Origin of the sequence: Sphingobium sp. (assembly GCF_032153725.1) — a bacterium.
Lineage (GTDB): Bacteria > Pseudomonadota > Alphaproteobacteria > Sphingomonadales > Sphingomonadaceae > Sphingobium.
Window position 1 is genome coordinate 16,815 of sequence record NZ_JALDYQ010000021.1, and the last position, 26,617, is coordinate 43,431.

At 64.3% G+C, this 26,617-nt stretch carries 25 protein-coding genes; 19 read left to right on the forward strand and 6 right to left on the reverse strand.

The genetic code is table 11. The features are described 5' to 3' along the window. Window positions 1-31 precede the first annotated feature (31 nt). From RUH75_RS09105 to RUH75_RS09120, 4 genes are all read left to right on the forward strand, one after another. Complete coding sequence (locus RUH75_RS09105; protein ID WP_313804780.1) at window positions 32-1,078, forward strand: aromatic ring-hydroxylating dioxygenase subunit alpha; 1,047 nt, start codon at window positions 32-34, stop codon at window positions 1,076-1,078. 160 nt (window positions 1,079-1,238) lie between these two features. Continuing rightward, on the forward strand, window positions 1,239-3,434 hold the full coding sequence (locus tag RUH75_RS09110) for a TonB-dependent receptor (protein ID WP_313804783.1): 2,196 nt from the start codon (window positions 1,239-1,241) through the stop codon (window positions 3,432-3,434). 92 nt (window positions 3,435-3,526) lie between these two features. Then, a complete protein-coding gene (locus tag RUH75_RS09115; protein WP_313804785.1) occupies window positions 3,527-4,435 on the forward strand; it encodes an SDR family NAD(P)-dependent oxidoreductase in 909 nt (302 codons plus the stop codon). 99 nt (window positions 4,436-4,534) lie between these two features. Beyond that, complete coding sequence (locus RUH75_RS09120) at window positions 4,535-6,082, forward strand: carboxylesterase/lipase family protein (protein ID WP_313804788.1); 1,548 nt, start codon at window positions 4,535-4,537, stop codon at window positions 6,080-6,082. A 24-nt stretch (window positions 6,083-6,106) separates the two neighbouring features. Here the strand turns inward: RUH75_RS09120 and RUH75_RS09125 are convergent, their stop codons facing one another. Beyond that, window positions 6,107-6,994, reverse strand: coding sequence for a LysR family transcriptional regulator (locus tag RUH75_RS09125; protein WP_313804791.1), 888 nt, complete (start codon window positions 6,992-6,994; stop codon window positions 6,107-6,109). Between the two features lie 102 nt (window positions 6,995-7,096). On the opposite strand from RUH75_RS09125, the gene RUH75_RS09130 reads away from it, so the two are divergent. The 7 genes from RUH75_RS09130 to RUH75_RS09160 all read left to right on the forward strand — a co-directional run bounded on the left by RUH75_RS09130 (window position 7,097) and on the right by RUH75_RS09160 (window position 11,693). Continuing rightward, window positions 7,097-8,209 (forward strand): S-(hydroxymethyl)glutathione dehydrogenase/class III alcohol dehydrogenase, encoded by a 1,113-nt coding sequence (locus RUH75_RS09130; RefSeq protein WP_313804794.1) that lies wholly within the window; start codon window positions 7,097-7,099, stop codon window positions 8,207-8,209. A 67-nt stretch (window positions 8,210-8,276) separates the two neighbouring features. Next, entirely contained in the window at window positions 8,277-8,471 is a 195-nt protein-coding gene (locus RUH75_RS09135; RefSeq protein WP_313804797.1) for a hypothetical protein, read from the forward strand. 12 nt (window positions 8,472-8,483) lie between these two features. Beyond that, entirely contained in the window at window positions 8,484-8,885 is a 402-nt protein-coding gene (locus RUH75_RS09140; RefSeq protein ID WP_313804800.1) for a VOC family protein, read from the forward strand. Window positions 8,886-8,894: 9 nt separating this feature from the next. Next, window positions 8,895-9,740, forward strand: coding sequence for an S-formylglutathione hydrolase (fghA, locus tag RUH75_RS09145; protein WP_313804914.1), 846 nt, complete (start codon window positions 8,895-8,897; stop codon window positions 9,738-9,740). Continuing rightward, on the forward strand, window positions 9,737-10,138 hold the full coding sequence (locus tag RUH75_RS09150; RefSeq protein WP_313804803.1) for a ketosteroid isomerase-related protein: 402 nt from the start codon (window positions 9,737-9,739) through the stop codon (window positions 10,136-10,138). Before fghA ends, RUH75_RS09150 begins: the two co-directional genes overlap by 4 nt. Continuing rightward, on the forward strand, window positions 10,138-10,737 hold the full coding sequence (locus RUH75_RS09155) for a GNAT family N-acetyltransferase (RefSeq protein WP_313804806.1): 600 nt from the start codon (window positions 10,138-10,140) through the stop codon (window positions 10,735-10,737). The genes RUH75_RS09150 and RUH75_RS09155 overlap by 1 nt, the downstream gene beginning before the upstream one ends. A gap of 38 nt (window positions 10,738-10,775) precedes the next feature. Next, window positions 10,776-11,693, forward strand: a complete 918-nt coding sequence (locus RUH75_RS09160) for a carbon-nitrogen hydrolase family protein (protein ID WP_313804809.1) — start codon at window positions 10,776-10,778, stop codon at window positions 11,691-11,693. Window positions 11,694-11,736: 43 nt separating this feature from the next. Here RUH75_RS09160 and RUH75_RS09165 read toward each other — a convergent pair whose 3' ends face one another. The 4 genes from RUH75_RS09165 to RUH75_RS09180 form a co-directional block, all read right to left on the reverse strand. Beyond that, complete coding sequence (locus RUH75_RS09165; protein ID WP_313804812.1) at window positions 11,737-12,492, reverse strand: FadR/GntR family transcriptional regulator; 756 nt, start codon at window positions 12,490-12,492, stop codon at window positions 11,737-11,739. Between the two features lie 18 nt (window positions 12,493-12,510). Continuing rightward, a complete protein-coding gene (locus tag RUH75_RS09170) occupies window positions 12,511-13,434 on the reverse strand; it encodes a Gfo/Idh/MocA family oxidoreductase (protein ID WP_313804815.1) in 924 nt (307 codons plus the stop codon). Continuing rightward, window positions 13,431-15,008 (reverse strand): aldehyde dehydrogenase (NADP(+)), encoded by a 1,578-nt coding sequence (locus RUH75_RS09175; protein WP_313804817.1) that lies wholly within the window; start codon window positions 15,006-15,008, stop codon window positions 13,431-13,433. The genes RUH75_RS09170 and RUH75_RS09175 overlap by 4 nt, the downstream gene beginning before the upstream one ends. 110 nt (window positions 15,009-15,118) lie before the next feature. Next, window positions 15,119-16,921 (reverse strand): IlvD/Edd family dehydratase, encoded by a 1,803-nt coding sequence (locus tag RUH75_RS09180; RefSeq protein ID WP_313804819.1) that lies wholly within the window; start codon window positions 16,919-16,921, stop codon window positions 15,119-15,121. 111 nt (window positions 16,922-17,032) lie between these two features. Here RUH75_RS09180 and RUH75_RS09185 point away from each other — a divergent pair, with 111 nt between their 5' ends. Next, complete coding sequence (locus RUH75_RS09185) at window positions 17,033-17,923, forward strand: 2-dehydro-3-deoxygalactonokinase (protein WP_313804917.1); 891 nt, start codon at window positions 17,033-17,035, stop codon at window positions 17,921-17,923. A gap of 229 nt (window positions 17,924-18,152) precedes the next feature. Next, window positions 18,153-18,782: a 2-dehydro-3-deoxy-6-phosphogalactonate aldolase gene (locus RUH75_RS09190; RefSeq protein WP_313804822.1), complete on the forward strand. Its 630-nt coding sequence runs from the start codon at window positions 18,153-18,155 to the stop codon at window positions 18,780-18,782. 14 nt (window positions 18,783-18,796) lie between these two features. On the opposite strand, the gene RUH75_RS09195 is transcribed toward RUH75_RS09190, so the two are convergent. After that, window positions 18,797-20,839 (reverse strand): PAS domain-containing sensor histidine kinase, encoded by a 2,043-nt coding sequence (locus RUH75_RS09195; RefSeq protein ID WP_313804824.1) that lies wholly within the window; start codon window positions 20,837-20,839, stop codon window positions 18,797-18,799. Between the two features lie 145 nt (window positions 20,840-20,984). On the opposite strand from RUH75_RS09195, the gene RUH75_RS09200 reads away from it, so the two are divergent. The 6 genes from RUH75_RS09200 to RUH75_RS09225 all read left to right on the forward strand — a co-directional run bounded on the left by RUH75_RS09200 (window position 20,985) and on the right by RUH75_RS09225 (window position 26,608). Continuing rightward, a complete protein-coding gene (locus tag RUH75_RS09200) occupies window positions 20,985-22,031 on the forward strand; it encodes a COX15/CtaA family protein (RefSeq protein ID WP_313804826.1) in 1,047 nt (348 codons plus the stop codon). Window positions 22,032-22,245: 214 nt separating this feature from the next. Then, entirely contained in the window at window positions 22,246-22,725 is a 480-nt protein-coding gene (gene rplM / locus RUH75_RS09205; protein ID WP_313804828.1) for a 50S ribosomal protein L13, read from the forward strand. After that, window positions 22,725-23,252 carry a 30S ribosomal protein S9 gene (rpsI, locus tag RUH75_RS09210; protein WP_313804830.1) on the forward strand — a complete coding sequence of 176 codons (528 nt, stop codon included), beginning with the start codon at window positions 22,725-22,727 and terminating at the stop codon, window positions 23,250-23,252. The genes rplM and rpsI overlap by 1 nt, the downstream gene beginning before the upstream one ends. Window positions 23,253-23,565: 313 nt before the next feature. Continuing rightward, on the forward strand, window positions 23,566-24,906 hold the full coding sequence (locus RUH75_RS09215) for a Xaa-Pro aminopeptidase (protein ID WP_313804833.1): 1,341 nt from the start codon (window positions 23,566-23,568) through the stop codon (window positions 24,904-24,906). A 137-nt stretch (window positions 24,907-25,043) separates the two neighbouring features. After that, entirely contained in the window at window positions 25,044-26,384 is a 1,341-nt protein-coding gene (gene glmM / locus RUH75_RS09220; protein ID WP_313804836.1) for a phosphoglucosamine mutase, read from the forward strand. Continuing rightward, the gene (locus tag RUH75_RS09225) at window positions 26,384-26,608 is read left to right on the forward strand and encodes a DUF1272 domain-containing protein (RefSeq protein WP_313804839.1); all 225 of its coding nucleotides are present in this window, start codon (window positions 26,384-26,386) and stop codon (window positions 26,606-26,608) included. The genes glmM and RUH75_RS09225 overlap by 1 nt, the downstream gene beginning before the upstream one ends. The last annotated feature ends 9 nt before the right edge of the window (window positions 26,609-26,617 follow it).

The following is a 26,617-nucleotide window of genomic DNA, read 5'->3' on the forward strand; positions in this document are numbered from 1 at the left end:
ACGGGACGAGAAATTTCAAGGGTCATCCTGTATGTATAGTCCAGAAAATGCATGGTATATTGCCTGCTGGTCGCAGGATCTTCCCCCCACAGGCGTCATCGGGCGGACAATCCTTGACCAGCCCCTTGTCTTCTATCGCACCGAGCAGGGTGAATTGGGCGCCCTGCACGACCGGTGCCCCCATCGCTTTGCACCGCTCAGCAGGGGCAAGACTGTTGGAGACAATCTTCAATGCCCCTATCATGGACTGGAATTCAACAGTGCGGGAGCCTGTGCTCGCAATCCCTATGGCCGTCCGTTGCGTGCCGTCAATGTCCGCTCCTATCCGCTTCAGGAGCGGCATAGGGCCGTATGGGTATGGATGGGCGTCGCGGAAGATGCCGATCCCTCGCTGATACCCGATTTTTCCTATCTTGCCGATGCGCCCGACACGGCGTTCAGCGCAGGCGAGCTTCATATCGCGGCGGGCTTTGAGATTCTGATCGACAACATCATGGACCTCACCCACACCCAATATCTCCATGCGAACTCCATCGCCGGCAATGGCATGGTGCACAAGGTCAAGCCGGTGACACGCGAAACCGGGGAGGGGGTAGAGGTGCGCTGGTCCGTCACCGACGTGGCGCTCTCTCCATTTCATGCGAAGCTCCATGCCCCGCTCGAGCGCGCGGATCAGCTTTCGCAGGTCAGCTGGTCGCCGCCCACGGCGATGCGTCTGAAGAACGTCATCATCCCTGCGGGAAAGGGCGAAGAGGACGGCTATATCGACCTCAACGCCCATTTCATGACGCCGGAAACAAGGACTTCCACCCATTATTTCTTCGCGGCTTCACGGAATTACCATGTCGATGATCGGGCGCTGAATGATTTCATCGCAGACATGAGGCGGAAGGTCTTCGCAACCGAAGATGAGCCAATGATCGCGCTGGTTCAGGCGCGCATGGGTGACAGTGATTTCTGGGATCTCAAGCCGCTTCTGCTCGGTGTCGATGAGGCGGCCGTCCGCGTGCGCCGCAGGCTGAAGACAATGCAGGACGAAGACCAAAAGGAAGATCGTCCAGTTTCCGAAACCGTCTAGCAGGAGTGGTCCATCCGCGTCGGCGGATATCATCGAATAAAACACAAATGGACATTTCGAAGCGTCAAAATGAAATCCGGATAGGGGAGGAAAAATGATCAGGATCAGTAAAAATAAAAGCAGCGTCTTTCTGCTTTCAGTTTCGACGATTGTTGTTTCGATGTTGGGAAGTCCGGCCTATGCGCAGGCGACAGGCGAGGCCGAACCGCCGCAAGGTTCGGCCGAATCGCAATCGGGACAGATCGCCGACATCGTGGTGACGGCGCAACGGCGAACCGAGTCCGCCCAGTCCGTTCCCATTTCGCTCCAGAGCTTTTCGTCCGACACGCTCCAAAACGCGAAGATCAACGGCACGGACGACCTTAGTTCAGTCGTTGGTGGCGTGTTCGTCCTGCCGACATCCAGTCGCCCATCCCTCTATATTCGCGGCGTGGGGACAAACAGCACGAACACAACGCCGGCAGTCCTCACCTTTGTCGATGGCGTCTATATGCCGATGGGCAATCGGATGGACTTCGCCAATATTTCCAGCATAGAGGTGTTGAAGGGACCGCAAGGCACGCTGTTCGGACGCAATGCCACTGGCGGCGTGGTTCAGATCACCACGGCGCCACCCAGCGAAACGGCATCGGGCCGGGCGGAATTCGGCTATGGCAATTATGAGACGGTCGATGCCAATGCCTATGTCACGGGGCCTCTGGCGCAGGGCGTCGCCTATGACGTCGCCGCGGCCTACAGCAACCAGAATGAGGGGTTCGGCAGGAATCTGGCGACTGGGCATGACGTCTTCAAGACGCGCACCGCATCGGCCCGCGCACGCCTCCGCGCCGAACTGGGCGAAGACAGTTCGCTGATGCTCACCGGCTTCTACTCGCAGGGCAGGGGCAATGCGGGGACCACCGTCGCGCCCGCCTTCGGCTATGGCTTCATCAATGTGCAGGGGGTTGTCCGTACCCGCGGAAGCGCCTTCTTCCCCGGGGACTATGACGTCAATCTGGGGCCGCGCGACCCATATTACAAGGTCAGAAGTGGTGGTGGCAGCGCGACCTTCGAGACGAAGTTCTCGGATGTCACGTTCCGCAGCATCACCGCCTATCAAACCGGACGAGAACTGGGGATCATCGATTTTGACGGTGGCCCCAATAATATCACCAATCTGACCATTGATCGCAATCGCCGCAAGTCCTTCACGCAGGAGCTCCAGCTCCTGTCGGGCACCGGCGGACGCTTCGACTGGGTGGCCGGCGCCTTCTATTATTATGGACTGAACGGGCTGCTGCCGTTCACCTTCGGCACCCCGCCCAATGGCACCACGCGCCAGTCATTCGCGACCGATGTCGACAAATCGATCGCGCCCTATGCGCAGCTTTCCTATGAAATCCTGCCGAACACCAAGCTGACGCTGGGCGGTCGATACACGTTCGAGAAGCGCAGCATTGAAGGCAGGGTCGAGGTCAATGGCGTCCTCAATCCCGCAAGCATCGGCAAATTGTCGCAGACGTTCAAGGAACCCACCTGGCGCGTCGCCCTCGATCACAAGTTCGGCCCGACCGCCATGGTCTATGCATCGGTATCGCGGGGCTTCAACTCTGGCTTCTACAACCAGCAGGGGCTGGGCGGCTTTGCCACCGAAACCCAGAATCCCCGCGTCCTGCCGGAGTTTCTGACGGCATGGGAAGCGGGTACCAAGCTGGACCTGCTGGACCGTCACCTGCGCGTCAACCTGTCGGCCTTCTATTATGAATATTCAGGCCTTCAGCAGCAGATCTACACGGCGTCCGGGGCGACGATCACGATCAACGCCGCCGAAGCGCGCATCAAGGGGCTGGATTTCGAGGTCGTCGCAAGGCCCTTCCGCTCGCTGACGCTCTCGCTATCAGGCACCTATCTGGATGCTTATTACAGGAGCTATCCGCTCGCGCCCAAATATGTGCTGTGCGATCTTTCGGCGCCCGGCGTCCCGACCCAATGCACCAGCAACGGTACGGTCGTGGCGGCCGGTTCAGAGGATGCGAAGGGCCATTCGATCACCAACACGCCCGAATGGAGTTATACTTTTGCAGCGACGCATGAACTGCCGACCGCGATCGGTACGTTCACGACGTCCCTCAACCTCAACTATCGGGGCAAGGCCTATATCGACCCGGGCAATCGCTTCGAACTCCCCACGCGTTATGTCGCCAATCTCACCGAACGGTGGACATCGAAGGATGACAGCCTCTTCGCGACGGTCTGGGTGAAGAACCTGTTCGACAAGCAATATGACTTCGGCGTCAATATCCTCGCGCCGGTTGGCCTCGCCGGCAACCCCGCTCCCCCGCGCACCTATGGGGCCAGCGTGGGTTTCAAGTTCTAGGACGGATAGATATTCAGCGCTGACGGCCTGTAGATGGCGGTTTTGCAGGCCGTCAGAACTGAATGTCGATCCACCCCTGGAGCGAGATGGACATGAATGGACCGGACGGACTGTTCGCAGGACAGGTGGTCGTCGTCGTCGGGGGCGGCGCGGGCATCGGCCGTGCCTATAGCCTTGAACTGGCCCGCGAGGGCGGTCAGGTCCTCGTGGCCGGGCGGGGAGACAGCGCGAGGCAGGTTGCAAATGCCATTCGCGCGACAGGCGGCGTTGCCGAGCCATGCATTGCCGATGTCCGGGACGGGAGCATCATTATCGATGCCGCGCTCAGGCGCTTCGGCCGGATCGACGGGCTGATCGTCAATGCCGGAATCGTTCGCGATCGTTCCTACGCCAGGATGAGCGACGAGGACTGGCAGGAGGTCGTCGGCGTCCATCTGGAAGGGGCGCACGCCTGCACGCGCGCAGCCTGGCCCCATATGATTGAGCAGCGCTATGGGCGGATCATGCTGACGACCTCGACCGCGGCGGTTCACGGCAATTTCGGCCAGGCAAATTATGCCGCTGCCAAGGGGGGCATCATCGGCCTCATGCGGTCCCTCGCCCTGGAGGGCATGTCGCGCAACATATTGGTCAATGCGGTTTCCCCGCTCGCGGCAACGGGAATGAGCAGGGATGTGCTCGGCCCGGACCTCAGCGCAAGATTGAAGCCGGATGCCGTCGCCCCCTTCGTTCTTGCGATGATGCATCCCGGATCGCAGGAGACGGGCGCCATATTGGAAACCGGCGGCGGCTGGGGTGGACTATTGCGGTGGCAGCGTTCGGCGGGACTGCGCTTGCCCGCCGGGAATTGCACGGTTGCCGAAGTGACGGCGCGGTGGGCGGAGGTCGCGCGGTTCGACGAGCATGCCGACTTTCCCGCCTCCGGCATCGAGACTCTCCAGAAGGCCGTGGGGGTGGATCGGGTCACGACCGGGGCAGACCCTCGGAAAATACTCGACTGAATATCAGGGTATAAAAATGCATTGAAATGCAATTTTTGTGATGTTACGAAAAACGCACGACGGATAAAGGCGCGGCTCCCCAAGGCGAAGGACTCTCCCATGAAGCGCGCCATCAAGCCGTTTCTTGCTGCATTATGCACGCTGTCCCTGACCGGAAACGCCTTGGCCCAGACCGTCGTCCAGACCGATCTGGGCAAGGTGCGCGGGGTCGATGCGGACGGCATCTCCCTGTTCAAGGGCATTCCCTATGCCATGCCGCCGGTCGGCGACCTGCGATGGCGTCCGACCAGGGCGGCGAAGCTCTGGAAGGGCGTGCGCGACGCTCGTGATTTCGGCCCGATCTGCCCGCAACCGACCCGGCCGGGCAAGGCCGACGATCCGCAGAGCGAGGATTGCCTGACGGTCAATGTCGCGACGCCGGATGCGAAGGGAGCGAAGTTGCCGGTCATCGTCGTGATGCATGGCGGCGCCTTTTTCGTCGGGTCCAACCGCGAGGTGCTGGAAGGCGGCGTGCCCTCCATCGTCAGGCGCGGCGTCGTCCTCGTCGCGCCCAATTACCGGCTGGGGCGGCTGGGCTTTTTCGCTCATCCTGCGCTCACGGCGGAAGCGCGCGGACAGGCCACTGGCAATTTCTGGTTGATGGACGAAATCGCCGCGCTGCAATGGGTGAAGCGGAACATCGCCAAATTCGGCGGCGATCCGTCGAACGTGACGATCATGGGTTGTTCGGCGGGCGGCTCCAGCATCAATTCGCTCGTCGCCTCGCCGGAAGCGCGGGGCCTGTTCGCGAAGGCCAGCGTCCATTCGGGCGGCGGATTGTTCAACGCGACGCGCCCGCTGAAGAAGGCGGAGGAACAGGGGCTTGCCTTCGCCGGCCGCGTCGGCGTTCCTTCCGCGAACGCGGCGGGGCTGGCGCGGCTGCGCGCGCTGCCGGTCGACAGCATATTGGCCGGCGATCCGGGGGCGCCCGATCATGGCGCGATCATCGACGGAAGGCTGCTGCCCGCCGCCATCCCCATCCTCTACAATCAGGGCAAGGTCGCGCGCGTCCCGATGATCATCGGTTCCACCAGCAATGAGGCAAGCATCTTCGGGCTGATGGGCTTCGACAGGGCGAAGCTGGAGCAGCGCTTCGGCATCGATGTCGAGGCGTTGAAGGGCGCCTATCAGGCCGACGGCCCGATCGGCGAGGCAGAGATGCTCCGTCAGGTGCAGACCGACTTCATCTTCACCTCGGCCGCCATGGCCACGGCGGCGATGGCGGCGCGGGGCGCACCCATCTGGTCCTATCATTTCGACTATGTCGACACCGCGCAGCGTGGCAGCCTTCCCGGCGCGAGCCACTGCGCGGACTGGCCCTATCTGTTCGGCGGCGCCCGGTTCGGAGCGGTCCAATCGCCCTCGGTTGAGGACAGGACGATGGCGGCCATGATGCAGGCCTATCTCTACGACTTCGTCACCAAGGGCGATCCCAATGGCCGGGGCCTGCCCGAATGGCCGCGCACCGCCCCCGGCACGATCGACCCGCTGGTCATCGGCACCCGGACGCGGGCCATCCCGAATTTCCGGCAGCAGCAACTCCAGCCCTGGTTCGCCAAATGGGAGAAGGAGAATGGCATGGCGCTCGGCATGGGGAAGGGCCAGTGAACCGCGTCGCCTCAACGGAAATATTCAACCGCTGGAGTTCATCGCCGTCGACAGTTCCCGTTTGAGGCAATCGATGACGCCCTGGACTTTGGGCAGCAAATGACGCCTCTGCGGATATACGGCCCAGATGGGTTCATCCATCGCCTGAAAATCCTGTAGCAATAATTCGACCATGCCGTGTTTCAGATAGGGAAGTATGTAGAATTCCGGCAATTGGCATATTCCAAGGCCGGAAATGCACGCTTCCATCACCGCATGGCCGCTATTGCAACGGAAACGCCCGCTGGGCCGGTGCGACACCTCGGTTCCATGAACATGGAAATGCCATGTCGAAGAGGTGCCGCCGATGCACTCGTGATCCGATAGCTCTTCCAGGCTCTTCGGGGCGCCATGGCGTGCCAGATAGCTGGGCGCCGCGCAGGTCAGGACCTTGCGCGAAGCAATGCAGGTCGCGATCATGCGCGGGTCCGTCGCGCTGCCCGTGCGGATGCCCAGATCATATCCCTCCGCCACCAGATCGACGAGGCGATTGGTAAGGTCGATGCTGACGTTGAGCCGGGGATAGGGCATGGCGAAACGACGGATGATCGGTGCGACAAAACGTTCGCCCATGGCCGTGGAACAGGTGACGCGAAGGTCGCCTTGCGGTTCCCCCTGCTCGCAGACGAGCGCGATGGCCTCGTCCCTTTCCTGCGCGATCTGTTCGCATCGTTCGAAAAATACCCGCCCGGTGTCCGTCAGCCGAACGGTCCGCGTGGTCCGGTGGAACAGTTGCGCCTGCACGCGTTGCTCCAGCATCATGATCGCGCGGCTGACATGGGTAGGGGACATTCCGATGGCCCGGGCGGCCCGCGTGAACGAGCCGGTCGTGGCGACGGCGATGAATTCGTCTATGCCGTCCCATTTCGACATGATTATACCTCATATGACATAGTGTATTTCAAAAGAACCATATTAACGCATAATTGGAGCAATGCTAAAGGCTGTCCATCATTTTCATTTGAGGACATCCGCATGAAGACCCGCGCCGCTGTCGCCTTCGAAGCGAAAAAACCCCTGGAAATTGTCGAAGTCGATCTGGAAGGTCCCAAGGCGGGCGAAGTGCTGGTCGAAATCATGGCGACCGGCATCTGCCACACCGACGCCTATACGCTGGACGGCTTCGACAGCGAAGGCATTTTCCCCTCGATCCTGGGCCATGAGGGCGCGGGCATCGTGCGGGAGGTCGGCGCCGGCGTCACTTCGGTGAAGCCCGGCGATCATGTGATCCCGCTCTACACGCCGGAATGCCGCCAGTGCAAAAGCTGCCTGAGCGGCAAGACCAACCTGTGCACCGCCATCCGCGCCACCCAGGGCAAGGGGCTGATGCCCGACGGCACGACCCGTTTCAGCTATAAGGGCCAGCCGATCTTCCATTATATGGGCTGCTCGACCTTTTCCAACTTCACCGTATTGCCGGAAATCGCGGTCGCGAAAATCCGCGAGGACGCGCCCTTCGACAAGAGCTGCTATGTCGGTTGCGGCGTCACCACCGGCGTCGGCGCGGTCATCAACAGCGCCAAGGTCACGCCGGGTTCCAACGTCATCGTCTTCGGTCTGGGCGGCATCGGCCTCAACGTGTTGCAGGCGGCCCGTCTGGTTGGCGCGGACCGGATCATCGGCGTTGACGTCAACGATAGCAAGGCGGAATGGGGCACGCGCTTCGGCATGACCCATTTCTACAATCCCAGGGGCAAGAGCACGGCCGAAGTGGTCGCCGATCTTGTCGCCCTGACCGACGGCGGCGCGGATTATACGTTCGACTGCACCGGCAATACCGAAGTGATGCGTCAGGCGCTGGAAGCGTGCCATCGCGGATGGGGCGTCTCGACGGTCATCGGCGTGGCTGAGGCGGGCAAGGAAATCTCCACCCGTCCGTTCCAGCTGGTCACCGGCCGCGTCTGGCAGGGCAGCGCCTTCGGCGGCGCCAAGGGACGGACCGACGTGCCCAAGATCGTCGACTGGTACATGAACGGCAAGATCGAGATCGACCCGATGATCACCCATGTCCTCTCGCTTGAAGAGATCAACAAGGGCTTCGACCTGATGCATGCGGGGGAGAGCATTCGCAGCGTCGTGGTCTTCTGATTACAGGCGCTCCGGTTTGGACGGCGGCAATCGCGGCATGGAAAAGATCGATAGACATCACAGAGCCATGCGCCGGATCGATCCTGCGCTGGTCGCCCGGATGGAACAATGCCTCCATGGTCGAAAGCCCGACCATATCATGGAGGTTCTGGGGATCAGCCTGAACACATGGAACAAGCTGCTTCTGGGCGTGCCTGTTCGGGAAAGCGTCGCGAGCCGCCTTCTTGTCCGCTTCGACACACAAACACGACAATCCAGCTAAGGAGTATATCAGATGGCGGTTATATCCGGTGACGGCGTCTTTTCGCATGCCTGCCTCGGCGCGAGCGATCTGGCCGCTTCGACGGCATTTTATGATGCGGCCCTCGCGCCGCTGGGCGTGAAGAACCTCGGGCCGTTCGGCGAGAACGTCGTGCTCTATGGCAAGGACAAGCCTGCGTTTCTCGTCCTGCGCCCGGGCAATGGCGAAGCGCCGTCCGGCAATGGCGTGACCGTCGGTTTCGCCGCGGCCACGACTGACCAGGTCGATGCATTTCACGCGGCCGGTCTTGCCGCCGGCGGCGTGGACGAAGGCGCGGCTGGCCCGCGTGGCCACCTGCCCGGCGCCTATGCCGCTTATCTGCGGGACCCGGCGGGCAACAAGGTCTGCGCCTATGCCTTCACGGACGGCAACTGATCGATGAGCATGGAACAGGTCAGCACCAATCTGGCTTTCGGCGGGGTGGAGGGCGTGTACAGGCATGCCTCCGCCGCGAGCGGCACCGACATGACCTTCTCGGTCTATGTTCCTCCGCATGCGGAGGGCGCGAAGCTGCCGGTGGTCTGGTATCTGTCGGGACTGACCTGCACCCATGCCAATGTGACCGAAAAGGGCGAGTTCCGGGCGGCCTGTGCGGAACTGGGCCTGATCTTCGTCGCGCCCGACACCTCGCCGCGTGGCGAGGGTGTCGCGGATGATGCCGGGGGTGCCTACGATTTCGGCCTTGGCGCCGGTTTCTATGTCGATGCGACGCAGGCGCCCTTTGCCGCCCATTACCGCATGTGGTCCTATGTGACGGAGGAACTGCCCGCGCTGATCGCGGCGCATTTCCCCGCCGACATGAACCGTCAGTCGATCATGGGTCACAGCATGGGCGGCCATGGCGCGCTGACCATCGGCCTTAATCATCCGGATCGTTTCAAGGCGGTGTCGGCCTTCTCCCCCATTGTCGCCCCGTCGCAGGTGCCCTGGGGACAGAAGGCGCTGACCGGCTATCTCGGCACGGACAAGGCGGCCTGGCGTCGCCATGATGCGGTCGCGCTGATCGAGGATGGCGCCCGGTTGCCAGACCTGCTGGTCGATCAGGGCGGCGCCGACCAGTTTCTGGCAGAACAGCTCCGCCCCGAATTGCTGGAGGCCGCCTGCAAGGCCGCCGGACAGAAGCTGACGCTGCGGATGCAGCCCGGCTATGACCACAGCTATTATTTCATCTCCTCCTTCATGGCCGACCATCTGCGCTGGCATGCGGAGCGGCTGGGAACGAAGCCGTGAGCGCGGAACTGCTCGGCCTTTATTATGCGGCCTTCAATCGTGGCGACAGCGCCGCGATGCTCGACCTGCTGACGCAGGATGTGGTGCATGAACCCTCGCAGGGCGCGGCGCGCGAAGGAAAGGCGGCCTTTGCCGAATTTCTCGACCATATGAACCGCTGCTACAGGGAACAGGTCATCGACCCTGTGTTCCTGACCTCGGCCGATGGGCGTCGGGCGGCGGCGGAGTTCATGCTGGAGGGGCAATATCTGGAAACGGACTCCGATCTGCCGCCTGCATCCGGCCAGCCTTACCATCTGCGCGTCGGCGCCTTTTTCGAACTGAGCGACGGCCGGATCGCGCGGGTCAGCAACCACTACAATCTTGCCCACTGGCTGGATCAGGTGAAGGCGGGTTGATGCAGACGGACCTGGCCGCGCAGATCGTGGTCGAACGCATCGGCCGGGATGCGATGTCGCTGCGGGAGCTGGCCACGTTGCGCATGACGGTGTTTCGTGCCTGGCCCTATCTCTATGATGGCAGCCTGGATTATGAAGCGGACTATCTGGCCGAGTTTCTGAACGACGATGCGGCGATGCTGGTGGTTGCCCGATTGGGGGAAATCCCCGTCGGCATGGCGACGGCCTCGCCCATGGCGACCCAGTCCGATATCGTCAGGGCTCCCTTTCTGGCTGCGGGCATCGATGTCGGGCGGCTCTTCTATTTCGGTGAGTCCGTGCTTCTTCCCGCGTTCCGCGGCTTGGGTCTGGGGCATCGCTTTTTCGACGAGCGAGAGGCGGAGGCGCGCAGGGCCGGGGCGAACCGCGCGACCTTCTGCGCGGTCCAGCGGGATGAAGATCATCCGTCAAAGCCGGAGAAGGCCCGCGACCTGAAGCCATTCTGGCGCAAGCGCGGCTATCACCCCTCGGCGCAGTTCGACACGACCATGATGTGGCAGGAAGTCGGCGAACCCCACGAGCGCGAACATCGGATGCGTTTCTGGATGAAGCCGCTATAGGCGCCGTCGCAACGGGATCTCGCAAAAAGGGAGATGGGGTGACAGACCTTCGCATCGCAGCCGCCCAATATCCGATCGAGCGATTGCCGTCCTATGGCGCATGGGAGGCCAAGCTCAGCCGCTGGGTGTTCGAGGCGGCGGAACAGGGCGCGCAACTTCTGGTCTTTCCCGAATATGCCGCGATGGAACTGGCCGGCTGCGAACCGGAGGTGGCATCGGACCTTCAGGCGTCGCTGGACCACGTCATGGCGCTTGGCGAGAAAATCGACGAATTGCACCGTCAACTCGCCATGCATCATGATGTGACGATCCTGGGCGGCAGCCGCCCGTGCCGCAACGGGCGCGGAGCCATCGTCAATCGCGCTCGCCTCTTCCGTCCCGACGGCACATCCGGATATCAGGACAAGATCGTGATGACTCGGTTCGAGCGGGAAATCTGGGGCATATCGGGTGGCGATGCGATTCACGTCATGGAAACGTCGTTCGGCCGGGTAGGGATTTCCATCTGCTATGATGCGGAATTTCCCCTGATCGCACGGGCGCAGGCGGAAGCAGGCGCCAACATCATTCTCGCGCCGTCCGCCACCGACAGCATGCAGGGCTATTGGCGCGTGCGCATCGGCGCGCAGGCGCGCGCGCTGGAAAATCAATGCTATGTCGTTCAGGCGCCGACGGTCGGCGCCCCGCCATGGCTTCCCTCGCTGGACGAGAATCATGGCGCGGCCGGGGTTTACGGACCGCCGGACGGCATCACGCCGGACAATGGCGTGTTCGCCATCGGGCAAGCGAACCAGGCGCAATGGCTGGTCCAGCATGTCGATCTGCGGCTGGTGAACATATGGCGCCAGGCCGGGACGGTATTGCCGTTTCGTGACTGGCCCGAGCAGGACGTCCCGCTGCGCGTGGCGGTGGCATCCGACTATGCGGAGCCTGTCCTGGACCGGATTTTCGAATGAATCGCTTTCCCGGTCCCGTTCAGGGCCGGCAGGCCGCCCGCTCTCAGATGCCGCCCGGTTCCGACAGGGCAATGTCCATGTCGGCCAGCGCCAGCCGGAGCAGTTCCGTCATGGTCGTGCGCGCGGCAGCGGTATCGCGGCTGGCAATGGCTTGATAGACCGCCTTGTGGTCAGGCAGGGGATCGCGCGGCAACAGCTTCTTGCGATGTTTGAAGGTCGTGGTCCAACTGACCGCCGCCCCCACCGAGCTTGCCAGCGCGGCCAGCGCGTCATTATGGGTCGCGGCCAGGATCGCATGATGGAAACGCTGGTCCGCGGCCCGGCCGTCGGGGGTGGAGAGGCCATGTCTTTCCATCTCCGTCAAGGCCTGCGTCATGATGGCCAATTGCTCATCCGTCCGCCGCCGCGCGGCAAATTCCGCCGCTGCCGGCTCGATGACGCCACGCAGTTCGAACAGATCGCGGATGAAATCGCGGTCGGGTTCCCCCGCGAACATCCAGGCGAGCATTTCGGGGTCCAGCACATTCCAGCGGTGGCGCGGCAGCACGCGGGTCCCCGCCTTGGGGCGGCTTTCCAGCATGCCCTTGGCGATCAGGATGCGCACCGCTTCGCGATAGGCGGTGCGGGACACGCGGAGCCGCACGGACGCTTCGATCTCCCCTTCGAACAGGTCGCCGGGCTTGTGCGTGCCCATCAGGATCGCAGTGCCCAATTGCCGGGCAATCGCCTGATGAATGCGGAGCGAGCCTTCGTCCGTCGCAAATTTGCGTTCCGTCACGTCCTTGCGTGCGCTCCCCAAAATCCTTGCCTTCCCTGTTCAGTCGTCGAACCTCGTCGTAGGGCAATGCCGCCCACAAAGGAAGGCATCCGCCACCAATCGCAAGGGCGCTATGTCGGCGTCGATCGCCCTGTCCGCCGTCAGGCCGACGAAGCGCCGGTACATGGCCGGATATTCCTCGTCCGGCGCCTTCAGCTGGATCTCGCCATCCAGTCGGAGCGTGTTGCCGCCTTCGGACAGCAACAGGCTGCCGCTGGAGGTTTCGACGGCGATGTCCCAGGTCTGCGGCCCGGTCTGGCGCCAGTCGAACACGGCCTCCACCGGCGCGCCCGAAGCGGTCGCCATTTTGAGGTCTGCGCCGATGGGGGCGTCCCGGTTCTCCGGCACGTCAAGGCTGGCGGACAGCATGGTCACCGGCTCCGGCACGATTTCGGTCAGGATCGACAGGGCATTGATGCCCGGATCGAACACGCCGAAGCCGCCCGCTTCCCATATCCAAGGCTGGCCCGGATGCCAGTGCCGCACATCCTCCCGCCACTGGATCGATATGCGCTCGATCTTGCGCTCCGCAATCCATGCCCTGGCCTGCGCGACGGCGGCGGCGTAGCGGCTGTGCCAGCTGGCATAGAGGGTCACGCCCTGTGCCTTTGCCAGAGCGATCAGCGCCTCCACCTCGGACACGGTGGCGCCCGGCGGCTTTTCCAGAAAGACATGCTTGCCCGCCAATATCGCCTGTCGCGCCGCCTGATAGCGGACCTGCGGCGGCTGGCAGAGGATCACCGCGTCCAGATCAGGTTCACCCGCCAGCATGGCGCCGAGGTCATGATAATTGCTGACCCCCGCGCCCTGCGCGTTGCGGCTGGCGACCGCGACCAGTTCGATGCCCTCTGTCCTGTCGATCGCGGGCAGATGCTGGTCGCGCGCGATCTTGCCGAGGCCTACCAGACCTGCCCTGATCGTCATGCCGCGACTTCCAGCCTGCCTTCGACCCGGCGCGTCAGCTTCCACGGATTGGCGCCCTGCAACGCGGCGGGCAGCAGCGCTTGCGGAACGTCCTGATAGCAGACCGGGCGCAGGAAACGCATCATCGCCAGCGTCCCGACCGAGGTCGAACGGCCATCGGCGGTCGAGGGGAAGGGGCCGCCATGGACCATGGCATGGGTTACTTCGACGCCGGTGGGCCAGCCATTGGTGAGGATGCGACCCACTTTCCGGGACAGGGTGGGCAGCAGCTTCGCGGCGCCGCCCTCATCGCCTTCCCCGATCTGGAGCGTCGCGGTGAGCTGGCCTTCAAGGCCCGCGATGGTCGCGATGATCTCTTCGATGCTGGAGCAGCGGATGAGGACCGAGGAGGAACCGAAGACTTCCTCTGCCAGCACCGGGTTCGACTGGAAGGTCGCGCTGTCGGTCGAGAAGAAGGCGGCCTGGCCACGGTTGCAGCCCTCCGGTGCGGTGCCACGGGCGACGGTGGTGACGCCATCCGCGCCGACCAGCGCGGCGACGCCCTGCTCATAGGCGGCGTGGATGCCGGGGGTCAGCATGACCTGCGGCTGGGCGCCCGACAGGGCTTCGGCGGCGGCAGCCACGAACCTGTCGAGGTCCGGGCCGTCCAGCGCGATGACGAGGCCGGGGTTGGTGCAGAACTGGCCCGAACCCATGGTCAGCGATCCGACGAAAGCGGCGCCCATGGCTTCCGCACGGGCGGCCAGCGCGCCGGGCAGCAGCACGACCGGATTGATCGACGACATTTCGGCATAGACCGGGATCGGCTCGGCACGCTCGGCCGCGATCTTCATCAGCGCCGTGCCGCCGCCGCGCGAGCCGGTGAAGCCGACCGCCTTGATACGGTGATCCGCGACGAGGGCGCTGCCGAGCGCGCGGTTGTTGCCGGGCAGATAGGAGAAGACGCCTTCATGCAGGCCGCAGGCCTTGACCGCTGCCTGAATGGCGCGGGCGACCAGCTCGCCGGTGCCGGGATGGGCCGAGTGCCCCTTGACCACGACCGGCGAACCAGCCGCGAAGGCCGAGGCGGTGTCGCCGCCCGCCACGGAGAAGGCCAGCGGGAAGTTGGACGCGCCGAACACGGCGACCGGGCCGACCGAATGATTGACGCGGCGCAGGTCCGCGCGGGGCAGGGGCTGGCGTTCCGGCAGCGCGACGTCGATGGTCGCGTCCAGCCAGTCGCCCAGACGCACATAGCCGGCGAACAGGCGCAACTGGCCAACGGTGCGGCCACGCTCGCCCTCCAGACGGGCGCGGGGCAAGCCGGTTTCGGCCATGGCGGTTTCGATCAGCAGATCACCGATCGCGACGATATTGTCGGCCACCGTCTCCAGGAAGGCCGCGCGGGCGTCGGGCGAGAGGGTCGAAAAGCTCTCGAACGCGGCGTCGGCCAGCGCGGCGGCTTCCTCGACCTCAGCGGGCATGGCGCTGGAAAAGGCGACGTCGCCCTTGGCGCCGGTCGACGGGTTGACGGCGAAGAAAGGCTCGCCGCCTTGACGCTCGCTCGCGCCGATGAGCATGGCTCCGTTGAACATGGATATCTCCCAATAAGTCAAAATGGCTTTGCTACCGCTTCAGGCCCGGAAAGTGGTGCCCGGTTTGGGGCTTGAACGATGCGCGATCAGCAAGGGTCAGTGTCCCTGTGTCAGTGATTGTCGCGGGGCAGGCCCATGGTCTGGGCGATGCGCTGATATTTCTCCGCCCCTTCGAGGATCGCGCCGGTGTCCATCTGGCCCACGACCGATCGCTGGATTTCCTGCCACGGCGTTTGCGAGGCAGGATATTGGAACCCGCCCTGCGCCGCCAGCTTCGCCCGGCGGCTGGCAAGCTCCTCGTCGGAAATCAGGACATTCACCACGCCCCTGTTCAGGTCCATGCGCACCCGGTCGCCGGTCTGGAGCAGCGCAAGGCCGCCCATCGCCGCCGCTTCGGGCGAGGCATTGAGGATGGAGGGGCTGCCCGACGTGCCCGACTGGCGCCCGTCGCCAATGCAGGGCAGGGCGGAAACGCCCTCGGTGATGAGGTAGGCGGGCGGCCGCATGTTCACGACCTCCGCCGCGCCCGGATAGCCGATCGGCCCGGCGCCGCGCATGAACATCAGCGTGTCGGGCGTGATGCCGACCGCCGGATCGTCGATCCTCGCATGATAATCCTCCGGCCCGTCGAACACGACCGCCGGGCCTTCAAAGGCATTGGGGTCGTTGGGGTTGGAGAGATAGCGGTCGCGGATTTCCTCCGAAATCACGCTGGTCTTCATGACTGCCGCGTCGAACAGATTGCCCGACAGGACGAGGAAGCCCGCTTCTTGCTTCAACGGCTCGGCGAAGGGGCGGATGACCTTCTCATCCTCGATCTCCACGCCCTTGCAGTTCGCGCCCATGGTCTTGCCGTTGACGGTCATGGCATTCTCGCGGATCAGGCCCTGCGCGATCAGCTGGCCCACCACGGCCGGCACGCCCCCGGCACGATAATAATCCTCGCCCAGATATTCGCCCGCAGGCTGAAGGTTGACCAGCAGCGGCACCTTGTGCCCGACCGTCTCCCAATCCTTCAGCGGCAGGTCGACGCCGATATGGCGGGCAATGGCGGCGAGGTGGATCGGCGCGTTGGTCGACCCGCCGATGGCCGAGTTCACCACTATGGCATTGTGGAAAGCGTCAAGCGTCAGGATGTCGGAGGGCTTGAGGTCCTCCGCCACCATCTCCACGATGCGCTTGCCGGTGCGCCAGGCGGCCTCCTGCCGATCGCGATAGGGTGCCGGGATCGCCGCCGATCCGGGCAGCATCATGCCCAGCGCCTCGGCCAGCGAGTTCATGGTCGAAGCCGTGCCCATGGTGTTGCAATAGCCGGTCGAGGGCGCGGAGGACGCCACCAGCTTGATGAAGCCCTCATCATCGATCTTGCCCGCCGCCAGCAGCTGGCGCGCATGCCAGACGATGGTGCCCGAGCCGGTGCGTTCGCCCTTGTGCCAGCCGTTCAGCATCGGGCCTACGGAAAGCGCGATGGCGGGAATGTTGACGGTCGCCGCCGCCATCAGCAGCGCCGGCGTGGTCTTGTCGCAACCCGTGGTCAGCACCACGCCGTCGAGCGGATAGCCGTAGATCGCCTCGACCAGCCCCAGATAGGCCAGGTTGCGGTCCAGTCCCGCCGTCGGCCGCTTGCCGGTTTCCTGGATCGGGTGCACCGGAAACTCCAGCGCGATGCCGCCCATTTCGCGGATGCCTTCGCGAATGCGCTCGGCCAGCACCATATGATGGCGGTTGCAGGGCGACAGGTCGCTGCCGGTCTGGGCGATGCCGATGATCGGCTTGCCGCTGCGCAATTCTTCGAGGCTGAGGCCGAAGTTCAGATAGCGCTCCAGATAGAGAGCGGTCATGTCGATATTGTCGGGGTTGTCGAACCAGGCGCGGCTGCGCAGCTTGTTGGCGGGCTTGGACGAATCGCTCATGAAAAGGGCACCCTGTCGAAGAAATTGGCTCTGTGCGTTGACGCGCTTGCCTCTCCGATATACTCAGACAAATATAAATTCAAGGATGCATCGGGCGGAATGACGAATTTGATGAGCCATTATGAGATCGTCGGCGATTGGGGCACCAGCCGCCTGCGCCTGTTCCGCGTGGAGCAGGGCCGTATCGCCGCCCGCCGCGACGGTCCCGGCATCGGCGCGTCAGGGCATGAGGCCGAAGCCGCCTTCGCCGCCACCATCGCCCCCTGGCTGGAGGATGGCGCGCCTGCCGAAATCCGCCTTTGCGGCATGGTCGGCGCCCGCGACGGCTGGGTGGAGGCGCCCTATGCCGAATGCCCGGCCGATGCCGAAGCCTGGCGGGCCGCCGCCGTGCGCTTCGACTGGCGCGGCACGCCGCTCAGCATCATGGCGGGCCTCGCCTGCACCGGCGCCGACGCCATGCCCGATGTGATGCGCGGCGAGGAAACCCAGATTTTCGGCGCCATCGCCCGCGATCGCGCGCTGGGGCAGGGGCGTCACCTGATCGTCCTGCCCGGCACGCACAATAAATGGTCGGTGGTGGAGGACGGCCGCATCGTTTCATTCCGCACCATGCCGACGGGAGAATTGTTCGCGCTACTGCGCGACCGCTCGACGCTTGGGCCGAAGATCGATGAAGCCGATCCGGCGCAGGAAGCCCAGGGGTTCGCAGAGGGGTTGGAGCGCGCGGGCGAGGGTCGCCTGCTCTCCTCGCTCTTCGCCGCCCGGACCATGCGGCTGCGGGCCGGGCGATCGGCGGATTGGGCGAGGGGCTATTTGTCCGGCTTGATCATCGGCTGCGAGATTGCGGAAATCCGCAGCACATTGGGCGCGACGGACAGGATTCTCCTGATCGGCGACGCGCGACTTGCGGTGCGCTATGCGCAGGCGCTGGGGAAGTCGGGGCTGGCGTCGGAAATATTGGATGGCGACGCCTGCGCCCTGGCCGGTCTGGGTTTGGCATGAGTGACGGAACCGGGTGGAAGTCAGACGGGCCGCTTAGCTACGCGTTCCTTGAAGCGCACCGTGTTCCTGCGCAGGCATTCGAACGAGACGAGTGGCTCGTGAGAACCCAGTCCCGCCCTCCCTTCGTCATGGCAACATCCGAACTGGGCTCCTGCCTGCGCAGGAGCACGGCACGCTCAATGTCCACAAATGGCCAAATCATCCACCCGCACACCATGTTGGAGAACCCATGACCCTCGATGACCTGCTTGCCGAAGGCGCCCCGCCCATCTGCGCCATCCTGCGCGGCCTCAGGCCAGAGGAAGCCATCGACATCAGCGCCGCCCTGGTCGAAGCTGGCATCCGCATCCTCGAAGTCCCCTTGAATTCGCCCGATCCGCTCAGGAGCATCGGCGCGATGCAGGCTGAATTCGGCGATCGCGCGCTGATCGGCGGCGGCACGGTGCTGTCGGTCGAGGCAGCGGAAGGCCTCCACGGCGTAGGCGGCCGCATCATGGTGACGCCCAATACCGACCCGCAGGTCATCGCGCGGGGCGCGGAACTCGGCCTCGAACTGTTGCCCGGCTTCATGACGCCCAGCGAAGCCTTCGCCGCGATCAAGGCGGGCGCCCGCCGCATCAAGCTCTTCCCCGCCGCCCGCCTCGGCCCCGCTTATGTGAAGGCGGTGAAGGACGTGCTGCCAAGGGATGTCGGCGTCTGGGCGGTCGGTGGCACGGGTGCGGACACGATCGGTGAATGGCTGGCTGGCGGTTGCGAAGGGATCGGCGTGGGCAGCGCGCTCTATCGCCCTGGCGACGGCGCCACGCTGATCAGGGAAAGGGCGATGGAACTGGTCGCCGCATGGAGGCGGACGCTTTAGGGTCTGTGGGGGATTCAGCCCATGGCGGTCTGCCGCGCCTCGGGGCGGTCCAGCATGGTCCGCACCTTGGCCGCCAGTTCCGCATAGCTGAACGGCTTGGTCAGCAACTCCACCCCCGGATCGAGCCGCCCATGATGGATGATCGCGTTGCGCGCATAGCCGGTCGCGAACAGCACCCTTAGCCCCGGCCGCAGCGCCTGTGCTTCCCGCGCGATATCGGCGCCGGTCATGCCGCCGGGCAGGATGACGTCGGTGAACAGCAGGTCGATCCGCTGCGGCGCGCCATCCAGCACCTTCAGGGCGGCCGCGCCATTGCCCGCTTCGATCACCCGATAACCCAGCTCCCTCAATACTTCGACGGCATAGGCGCGCACCTTGTCATCGTCCTCGCACACCAGCACCGTTTCATCGCCCCGGCATTCGGGCGGGCAGCGATCCACCGTCCCGATATCATTGTTCGGCAGGGGCCCGTAGAAGCGCGGCAGATAGATTTTCACGGCTGTGCCGTGCCCGCTTTCCGAATAGACGCGGATATGGCCGCCCGACTGCCTGATGAAGCCATAGACCATCGACAGGCCAAGCCCGGTGCCGCGGCCGACATCCTTGGTGGTGAAGAAGGGTTCGATGGCATGGCTCAACACCTCCTCATCCATGCCCTCGCCAGTGTCGGATACGCAGATCAGCACATATTGGCCGGGGGATACCTCCGTGTCCCGCGCGGCATAATCGGCATCGATATGGGTGTTCGCGACTTCAATGGTCAGCTTGCCGCCCTGGGGCATTGCGTCGCGCGCATTGACCGCCAGATTGAGCAGCGCATTTTCCATCTGGTTGACATCGATCTCAATCGGCCAGACGCGCGCGCTCTGGATCGTCTCCACCTCGATCGTCTCGCCCAGGGTCCGGCCCAGCAGATCGGACATGCCGCTCACCAGCCGGTTGGGATCGATCCGCTCAGGGGCAAGGGGCTGGCGGCGGGAAAAGGCGAGCAGCCGCTGCGTCAGCAGCGCCGCCCGTTCGGCGCCCGTCATGGCATTGTCCGCCGCCCGGCGAAGCTTTGCCCGATCCTTGCCCAATCCCCGCTGCAACAGTTCCAGATTGCCGGTGACGATCTGTAGCAGATTGTTGAAATCATGCGCGACGCCGCCGGTCAGCTGGCCCAGCGTCTCCATCTTCTGCGCCTGACGCAGCGCCGCTTCCGTCTCCGCCAGTGCCCGGGCATGGGCGCGCTGTTCCGTCACGTCACGGGCGACGCAGTAGATGAGGTCGCCTTCCGGCACGGCCGACCAGCTGAAATTGCGATAGCTGCCGTCACGCCCGCGGAAGCGGTTCTCGAATCGCGGTGTCGGCATGCCCTGCACCAGATCGGCCATCTCCCCCCGCGTTCTGGCCAGATCGTCGGGATGTTCCATCCATTCGGACGTGCGGCCGATCAGGTCCTGTTCGCTCCACCCCAGAATTTCCGTCCATGCGGGACTGGCCGCCAGCCACACGCCATTCATGTCCGCGATCAGAAAAGGGTCGCGCGCCAATGTCCACAGCCGCGCGCGATCCGCCTTTATCGCCTGCTCGGCCAGAACCCGCCTGGTCGTCTCGCTGACGATGCACAATACGCCGCCGATCGACCCGTCCGCCTCGAACACTGGCGAATAGCTGATGTCGAACCAGACGCGCTCGCCCTGGCCGCCGTCCCGCTCGATATAGAAGGGGCGGTCCTTGGCTTGAACCGTCTCGCCATCCTCGATCACGGATCGCAGCAGCGGTTCCAGATCGTCCCACAATTCGGCCCAGCCTTCACGCGCCGGGCGGCCCAGCGCGCGCGGATGCTTGTCGCCGATGGTCGGCACATAGGCTTCATTGTAGAGAGCGCACAACTCAGGTCCCCAGAACAGCACGATCTCCGCCTTGGACGACAGCATGAGGCGGACCGTCGACACCAGAACCGGCGACCAGCCCGCAACCGGACCCAGCGGCGAGCCAGCGTCGATCCGCGCGGTCAGGGCGCCCACCGGACCCTGCGCGGCGATCATGCTCGCGGTGCTGGCGGGCTGGCTCATCCATTATCCTCGGTTAAGCTTCTCATGAGGCCAGATACGCTTGTTCCTCCACTTGTATCCGTTCGTGCAGAAGACGTTATGACCTTTTGTTCATGTTCCGGCTTCTTCTTGCAACCGGCGGGACAAGGGCGCATGGATCGGCGCCATGACCGCGCTGACCCTGAGCCGCCCCGCCATTGCCGTCCCCCGCCCGGCGCCGATCGCGCGCTGGCTGCTGATGGTCGCCGCCCTCGTCTTCTGCATGGTCGTGGTCGGCGGGATCACCCGCCTCACGGAATCCGGCCTGTCGATCACCCAATGGAAACCGATCACCGGCGCCATCCCGCCGCTGACCCACGACCAGTGGATGGAGGCATTTCGCGACTATCAGCAGATTCCCGAATATCAGCAGCTGCGGCAGGGCATGACGCTCGGCGATTTCCAGTTCATCTTCTTCTGGGAATGGGTGCACCGGTTGCTGGGGCGGCTGATCGGCGTGGCCTTCGCGCTGCCGCTGCTCTGGTTTGCGTGGAAACGGGTGATTCCGCAGGGTTATGGGCCGCGCCTGCTGGCGCTGCTGGCGCTGGGCGGGTTGCAGGGCGCGATCGGCTGGTGGATGGTGAAGTCGGGCCTGTCGGTGCGCACCGATGTCAGCCATTATCGGCTGGCGGTGCATCTGCTGACGGCCCTGTTCATCATGGGCGGCCTGATCTGGACCGCGCTTGACCTGATGACGCGCTCGCGCACGCCCTTCGCCAGGCCTGCCATGCTGCATCCCTTCGCGGTGGCCGCGCTGGTGGCGTTGCTGGTGCAGCTGATGTTCGGCGCATTCACCGCCGGGCTGGATGCGGGCTATGTCTCCAGCACATGGCCCCTGATGAACGACCATCTCGTGCCGGAAGGGATTGAATGGCTCGGCTCGCTCTGGGCGACGCTGTCGAGCGATCCCTATCTGGTGCATTTCATCCATCGCTGGTGGGCCTGGGTGGCGGCGTTCATGCTGATCATGCTCGCGCGCATGGCAAAGCAGGCTGGGGAGCGGGGACCCTCCATCGCGCTCAACGCCGCCGTCGGAACCCAGATCGCGCTTGGCATCGCGACGGTGATCAGCGGCATCGCCCTGCCGCTGGCGGTGCTGCACCAGGCGGTCGGCGCGCTGGTCGTCGCCTCGGCCATCTGGGCCGCCCATGCCCTGGGGGAACGGCGGGGGTGAGCGCCTTCGCGCTGGTGGCGCGCATTGCCGAACTTGCCGACGGCGCCTTCTCTTGCTGGGCCGACGGTCAACCTGCTTGGGCACGGGTATTATTTTACCCGTCAGCAAAGCCGCCGAATCTCTTGACTTGGAGCCGCTCACCCGTCATTAGCGCGCATCTTCCGAAAGCCGGCGACGGCGATCGGTTTATATATTTCAACTGGAGATTGGCACCATGAAGGCGCTGATGAAGACCACCAAGCCGGCAACCCCGGCAACGGTCGAAAAGAAGTGGGTCCTGATCGACGCGGAAGGCCTCGTCGTCGGCCGCCTCGCCTCGACCGTCGCGAACATCCTGCGCGGCAAGCACAAGCCGAGCTTCACCCCCCACGTCGATTGCGGTGACAATGTCATCATCATCAACGCGGAAAAGGTGAAGTTCACCGGCCGCAAGCTGACCGACAAGATCTATTACAAGCACACCGGCTATGCCGGCGGCATCAAGGAAACCACCCCCCAGAAGGTGCTGGAAGGCCGTTTCCCCGAGCGCGTGCTTGAAAAGGCCGTGGAGCGCATGATCCCCCGTGGCCCGCTGGGCCGCCAGCAGATGCGCAACCTGCGCATCTTCGCCGGCGCCGAGCATCCGCACGCTGCGCAGAACCCCGAAGTGCTCGACTTCGCGTCGCGCAACCGCAAGAACAAGGTGGGTGCATAATGTCCGATAACCGCCAGTCCCTGTCCGACCTCGCGTCGCTGGCCGCCAACGCTCCGGCCGCTACCGAAACCGTCGCTGTTGATGCGCCGATCGCTCCGGTTCAGCCCTCGGCTCCGCTGCGCGCCCAGGAAATCGACAGCCTTGGCCGCGCCTATGCGACCGGCCGTCGTAAGGACGCTGTCGCCCGCGTCTGGGTGAAGCCCGGCACCGGCAAGATCACGGTCAACGGCCGCGATCAGGAAATCTATTTCGCTCGCCCCACCCTGCGTCTGGTCATCAACCAGCCCTTCGGCGTCACCGAGCGCGAAGGCCAGTATGACGTGATCGCCACCGTCAAGGGCGGCGGTCTGTCGGGTCAGGCCGGCGCCGTGAAGCACGGCATCGCTCAGGCTCTGTCGAAGTACGAGCCGGCGCTGCGCAGCGCGGTCAAGGCCGAAGGCTTCCTGACCCGCGACAGCCGCACCGTCGAGCGCAAGAAGTACGGCAAGGCCAAGGCCCGCCGCAGCTTCCAGTTCTCGAAGCGCTGATCGGTTCGATCAGAACGAATTTGGGAAGGGGCCGGTTTTCCGGCCCCTTTTTCTTTGGTGGTTGATTTTGGCCCTGAGGGGAGGTCAATCTTCGCCCGCTATTTTCCGCTGTCCTACAGCTGCCCCGGCCGGCTACGGTCCACGCGGCTCTTTGAAACAGGCGAATATCCAAAAAACGGCGTTCTCCCGCATAGCTGTCGTGTCACCTGTGTCACCCTGATCCGGACAGGCCTCGCAGAGCGGCAGGGCCTTGCCGTATCATTGACATCATACGCTTCTTGCTGCTCCTGTCCGCACGGCAAGGGAGGAAGGCATGTTCGATCGGCGGACGATTCTGGCAGGCTCGGCGGCATCGCTCGCACTTTCCACGCGCCTCGGCGCCCAGCTTGCGCCGCCTCAAGGCTTTGCGACTCCAGCAGGAACAGCGCCTTTCGCCCCCGAAATATTTCGCGAACGCCGCCGCCGGGTGATGGAGCTGCTGAAGGACGGCGTCGCCGTCGTCTATGGCGCGGGTCCGGTGGAAAGCACCGCCACCGTTGCCCCGGCTTTCGCGCAGGATGGCGACTTTGCCTGGCTCACCGGCATCGTTGACGAACCCGGCGCGATCCTTGTCATGGCGCCTGCCGAACGGACCATCAGGGAATGGCTGCTCCTGCCCTCGCGCGATCCGGAGGTCGAACGCTGGGAGGTGGAGCGGCTGCCCTTGGGCACGGAACTGGAGCGGCGGACCGGCTTTGCCCGCGTATCGCGCACCGGGGGACTCGGCAGTCTCGTCACCACCCTGGCCGAGCGGTCCAGGACGCTGCACTTCCTTGGCCCCATCGCCAGCACGTCTGCCCCGGTGCCCAGGGCGCTGGACCTCTATGGCAAGGTGATGCAGCGGGTGCCCGGCGTCTCGCTGAAGGACGATAGCGGTCTTTTGCCATCGCTCCGCATCGTCAAGGAGCCGCGTGAACTGGAACTGATGCGCCGTGCGATGGCGGCCACCGCGCGCGGTCACGTCGCCGCGATGAAACAGGTGCGCCCCGGCATGACGGAAAGGCAGCTCAAGGCGATAGTGGAAGACGCTTTCCGCGCGGGCGGCGGAGACGGGCTGGCCTATGACAGCATCGTCGCCACAAGTCGCAATGCGGCCTCGCTGCATTATACCGGCGGCAACGGGGTGATCGGCGCCGATGACCTCATCCTGATCGATGCGGCGGCGTCCGTGGGCGGCTATGCCTGCGACGTCACCCGCACCTTTCCCGCAAGCGGCAGGTTCACCGCCGAACAGCGCGCGCATTATGAGCTGGTGCTGGCGGCCCAGGGCGCCGCGGTCGCGAAGTTGAAGGCCGGCGTCTATTACGAGGATCTGGTCGAGGCGGCGAAGGATGTGTTCCGCAAGGCCGGGCGGGTCGATGACTTTTATCACGGTCTGGGCCATCTGGTGGGCATTGACGTGCACGATGCCGGCGACATGGCCAAACCGCTGCCCGCAGGCGCGGTCATCACCATGGAGCCGGGGCTTTACGTCCAGTCCGCCAATTACGGCATCCGGATCGAGGATCTCTATCTCGTCACCGCCAATGGATCGGAGCGGCTGAGCGAGGGCGTGCCGCGCGCCGTGGAGGAAATCGAAGCGGCAATGGCTCGCCCAGCACCGGCACCTTCATGAAGACTGCGCTGGAAAGGGCGTCCATCGCTGCATTGAGTCCGTCCATTTGCAAAGGGATGGCCGCTCCCCGGTGGAAAGTCGGACAAAGATTGCTATGGGAGCAGGAAGAGGTTTCACCCCATGAGCGGGCGAGGATGATGAGCAGGAAATATTTCGGCACCGACGGCATCAGAGGGCGCACCAATATATGGCCGATGACGGCTGATCTGGCGATGAAGGTCGGCATGGCGGCGGGCAAGCATTTCAAGCGCGGCACGCATCGGCATCGGGTCGTGATCGGCAAGGATACCCGGCTCTCGGGCTATATGGTCGAAAATGCGCTGGTCGCGGGTTTCACGGCGGTCGGGATGGATGTGGTGCAGTTCGGGCCGATTCCGACGCCCGCCGTGGCGTTGCTCGCCCATTCGATGCGCGCCGATCTGGGCGTGATGATCTCGGCCAGCCACAATCCCTATTTCGATAATGGCATCAAGCTGTTCGGGCCGGACGGCTACAAGCTGTCCGATGAGGACGAACTGAAGATCGAGGCGATGCTGGAGCAGGACATTCCGCTCGCCGCAGCGCAGGATATTGGCCGTGCCCGCCGCGTGGAGGACGCGCGGGGGCGCTATATCCATGCGGTCAAGTCCAGCTTTCCGGCCGATCTGCGGTTGGACGGGCTCAAGATCGTGGTCGATTGCGCCAACGGGGCCGCCTATCAGGTCACGCCTTCCGCCCTTTGGGAGCTGGGCGCGGAGGTGGTGGCAGTCGGCGTCGCGCCCAACGGCATCAATATCAACGACCAGTGCGGATCGACCGCGCCGTTGCTGTTGCAGGAGACGGTGGTGTCGTCGGGCGCGGATATCGGCGTAGCGCTGGATGGCGATGCGGACCGGCTGATCGTGGTGGATGAACATGGCGCGATCGTCGACGGCGATCAGATCATGGCGCTGATCGCGGGCAATTTCGCGCGGGCCGGGACGCTGCGGGGCGGTGGGCTGGTGGCGACGGTCATGTCCAACCTGGGGCTGGAGCGCCATCTGTCCGGGCAGGGCATGACGCTGGAGCGCACCAAGGTCGGCGATCGCTATGTGCTGGAGCGGATGCGCGAGGGCGGCTTCAATGTCGGCGGAGAGCAATCGGGGCATATGATCCTGAGCGACTATGCGACGACCGGCGACGGCACGGTGGCGGCCTTGCAGGTGCTGGCGGCGCTGGTGCGGTCGGGCAAGTCCGCGAGCGAGGTGTTGCACCAGTTCGATCCGGTGCCGCAGCTGCTAAAGAACGTCCGGTTTTCCGGTGGCAAGCCGCTGGAGCATGAGGATGTGCAGAGGGTGATCAAGCAGGCCGAGGCGGAGCTGAATGGCTGCGGGCGGCTCGTGATCCGGCCTTCGGGCACGGAGCCCGTCATCCGCGTCATGGCCGAGGGCGACCGGGAGGAGCAGGTCAGGGATGTGGTCGAACGCATTTGCGACGCCGTGGCGAAGGCGGCGGCCTGATGCTTGAGATGCGGCCCGATTGCGAGCGTTGCGGCATGGACCTGCCTGCCGACGAGCCGGGGGCTTTCATCTGTTCCTTCGAGTGCACCTATTGCGCGCCTTGCGCCGAGGCGCTGGATGATCGTTGCCCAAATTGCGGTGGGGAAATGATGGACCGGCCCACCCGGACAGGGGATGCGCTGAAACGCCATCCGGCTTCGACGGAGCGGCATTTCAGGGCATGAAGCTGACGG

What these genes read in the sequence shown, in the direction of transcription:
- RUH75_RS09105 (WP_313804780.1), top strand. Translation starts at nt 32, where the DNA reads ATGTATAGTCCAGAAAATGCATGGTATATTGCCTGCTGGTCGCAGGAT.
- RUH75_RS09110 (WP_313804783.1), top strand. Translation starts at nt 1,239, where the DNA reads ATGTTGGGAAGTCCGGCCTATGCGCAGGCGACAGGCGAGGCCGAACCG.
- RUH75_RS09115 (WP_313804785.1), top strand. Translation starts at nt 3,527, where the DNA reads ATGAATGGACCGGACGGACTGTTCGCAGGACAGGTGGTCGTCGTCGTC.
- RUH75_RS09120 (WP_313804788.1), top strand. Translation starts at nt 4,535, where the DNA reads ATGAAGCGCGCCATCAAGCCGTTTCTTGCTGCATTATGCACGCTGTCC.
- RUH75_RS09125 (WP_313804791.1), bottom strand. Translation starts at nt 6,994, where the DNA reads ATGTCGAAATGGGACGGCATAGACGAATTCATCGCCGTCGCCACGACC.
- RUH75_RS09130 (WP_313804794.1), top strand. Translation starts at nt 7,097, where the DNA reads ATGAAGACCCGCGCCGCTGTCGCCTTCGAAGCGAAAAAACCCCTGGAA.
- RUH75_RS09135 (WP_313804797.1), top strand. Translation starts at nt 8,277, where the DNA reads ATGCGCCGGATCGATCCTGCGCTGGTCGCCCGGATGGAACAATGCCTC.
- RUH75_RS09140 (WP_313804800.1), top strand. Translation starts at nt 8,484, where the DNA reads ATGGCGGTTATATCCGGTGACGGCGTCTTTTCGCATGCCTGCCTCGGC.
- fghA (WP_313804914.1), top strand. Translation starts at nt 8,895, where the DNA reads ATGGAACAGGTCAGCACCAATCTGGCTTTCGGCGGGGTGGAGGGCGTG.
- RUH75_RS09155 (WP_313804806.1), top strand. Translation starts at nt 10,138, where the DNA reads ATGCAGACGGACCTGGCCGCGCAGATCGTGGTCGAACGCATCGGCCGG.
- RUH75_RS09170 (WP_313804815.1), bottom strand. Translation starts at nt 13,434, where the DNA reads ATGACGATCAGGGCAGGTCTGGTAGGCCTCGGCAAGATCGCGCGCGAC.
- RUH75_RS09175 (WP_313804817.1), bottom strand. Translation starts at nt 15,008, where the DNA reads ATGTTCAACGGAGCCATGCTCATCGGCGCGAGCGAGCGTCAAGGCGGC.
- RUH75_RS09180 (WP_313804819.1), bottom strand. Translation starts at nt 16,921, where the DNA reads ATGAGCGATTCGTCCAAGCCCGCCAACAAGCTGCGCAGCCGCGCCTGG.
- RUH75_RS09185 (WP_313804917.1), top strand. Translation starts at nt 17,033, where the DNA reads ATGAGCCATTATGAGATCGTCGGCGATTGGGGCACCAGCCGCCTGCGC.
- RUH75_RS09190 (WP_313804822.1), top strand. Translation starts at nt 18,153, where the DNA reads ATGACCCTCGATGACCTGCTTGCCGAAGGCGCCCCGCCCATCTGCGCC.
- RUH75_RS09195 (WP_313804824.1), bottom strand. Translation starts at nt 20,839, where the DNA reads ATGAGCCAGCCCGCCAGCACCGCGAGCATGATCGCCGCGCAGGGTCCG.
- RUH75_RS09200 (WP_313804826.1), top strand. Translation starts at nt 20,985, where the DNA reads ATGACCGCGCTGACCCTGAGCCGCCCCGCCATTGCCGTCCCCCGCCCG.
- rplM (WP_313804828.1), top strand. Translation starts at nt 22,246, where the DNA reads ATGAAGGCGCTGATGAAGACCACCAAGCCGGCAACCCCGGCAACGGTC.
- rpsI (WP_313804830.1), top strand. Translation starts at nt 22,725, where the DNA reads ATGTCCGATAACCGCCAGTCCCTGTCCGACCTCGCGTCGCTGGCCGCC.
- RUH75_RS09215 (WP_313804833.1), top strand. Translation starts at nt 23,566, where the DNA reads ATGTTCGATCGGCGGACGATTCTGGCAGGCTCGGCGGCATCGCTCGCA.
- glmM (WP_313804836.1), top strand. Translation starts at nt 25,044, where the DNA reads ATGAGCAGGAAATATTTCGGCACCGACGGCATCAGAGGGCGCACCAAT.
- RUH75_RS09225 (WP_313804839.1), top strand. Translation starts at nt 26,384, where the DNA reads ATGCTTGAGATGCGGCCCGATTGCGAGCGTTGCGGCATGGACCTGCCT.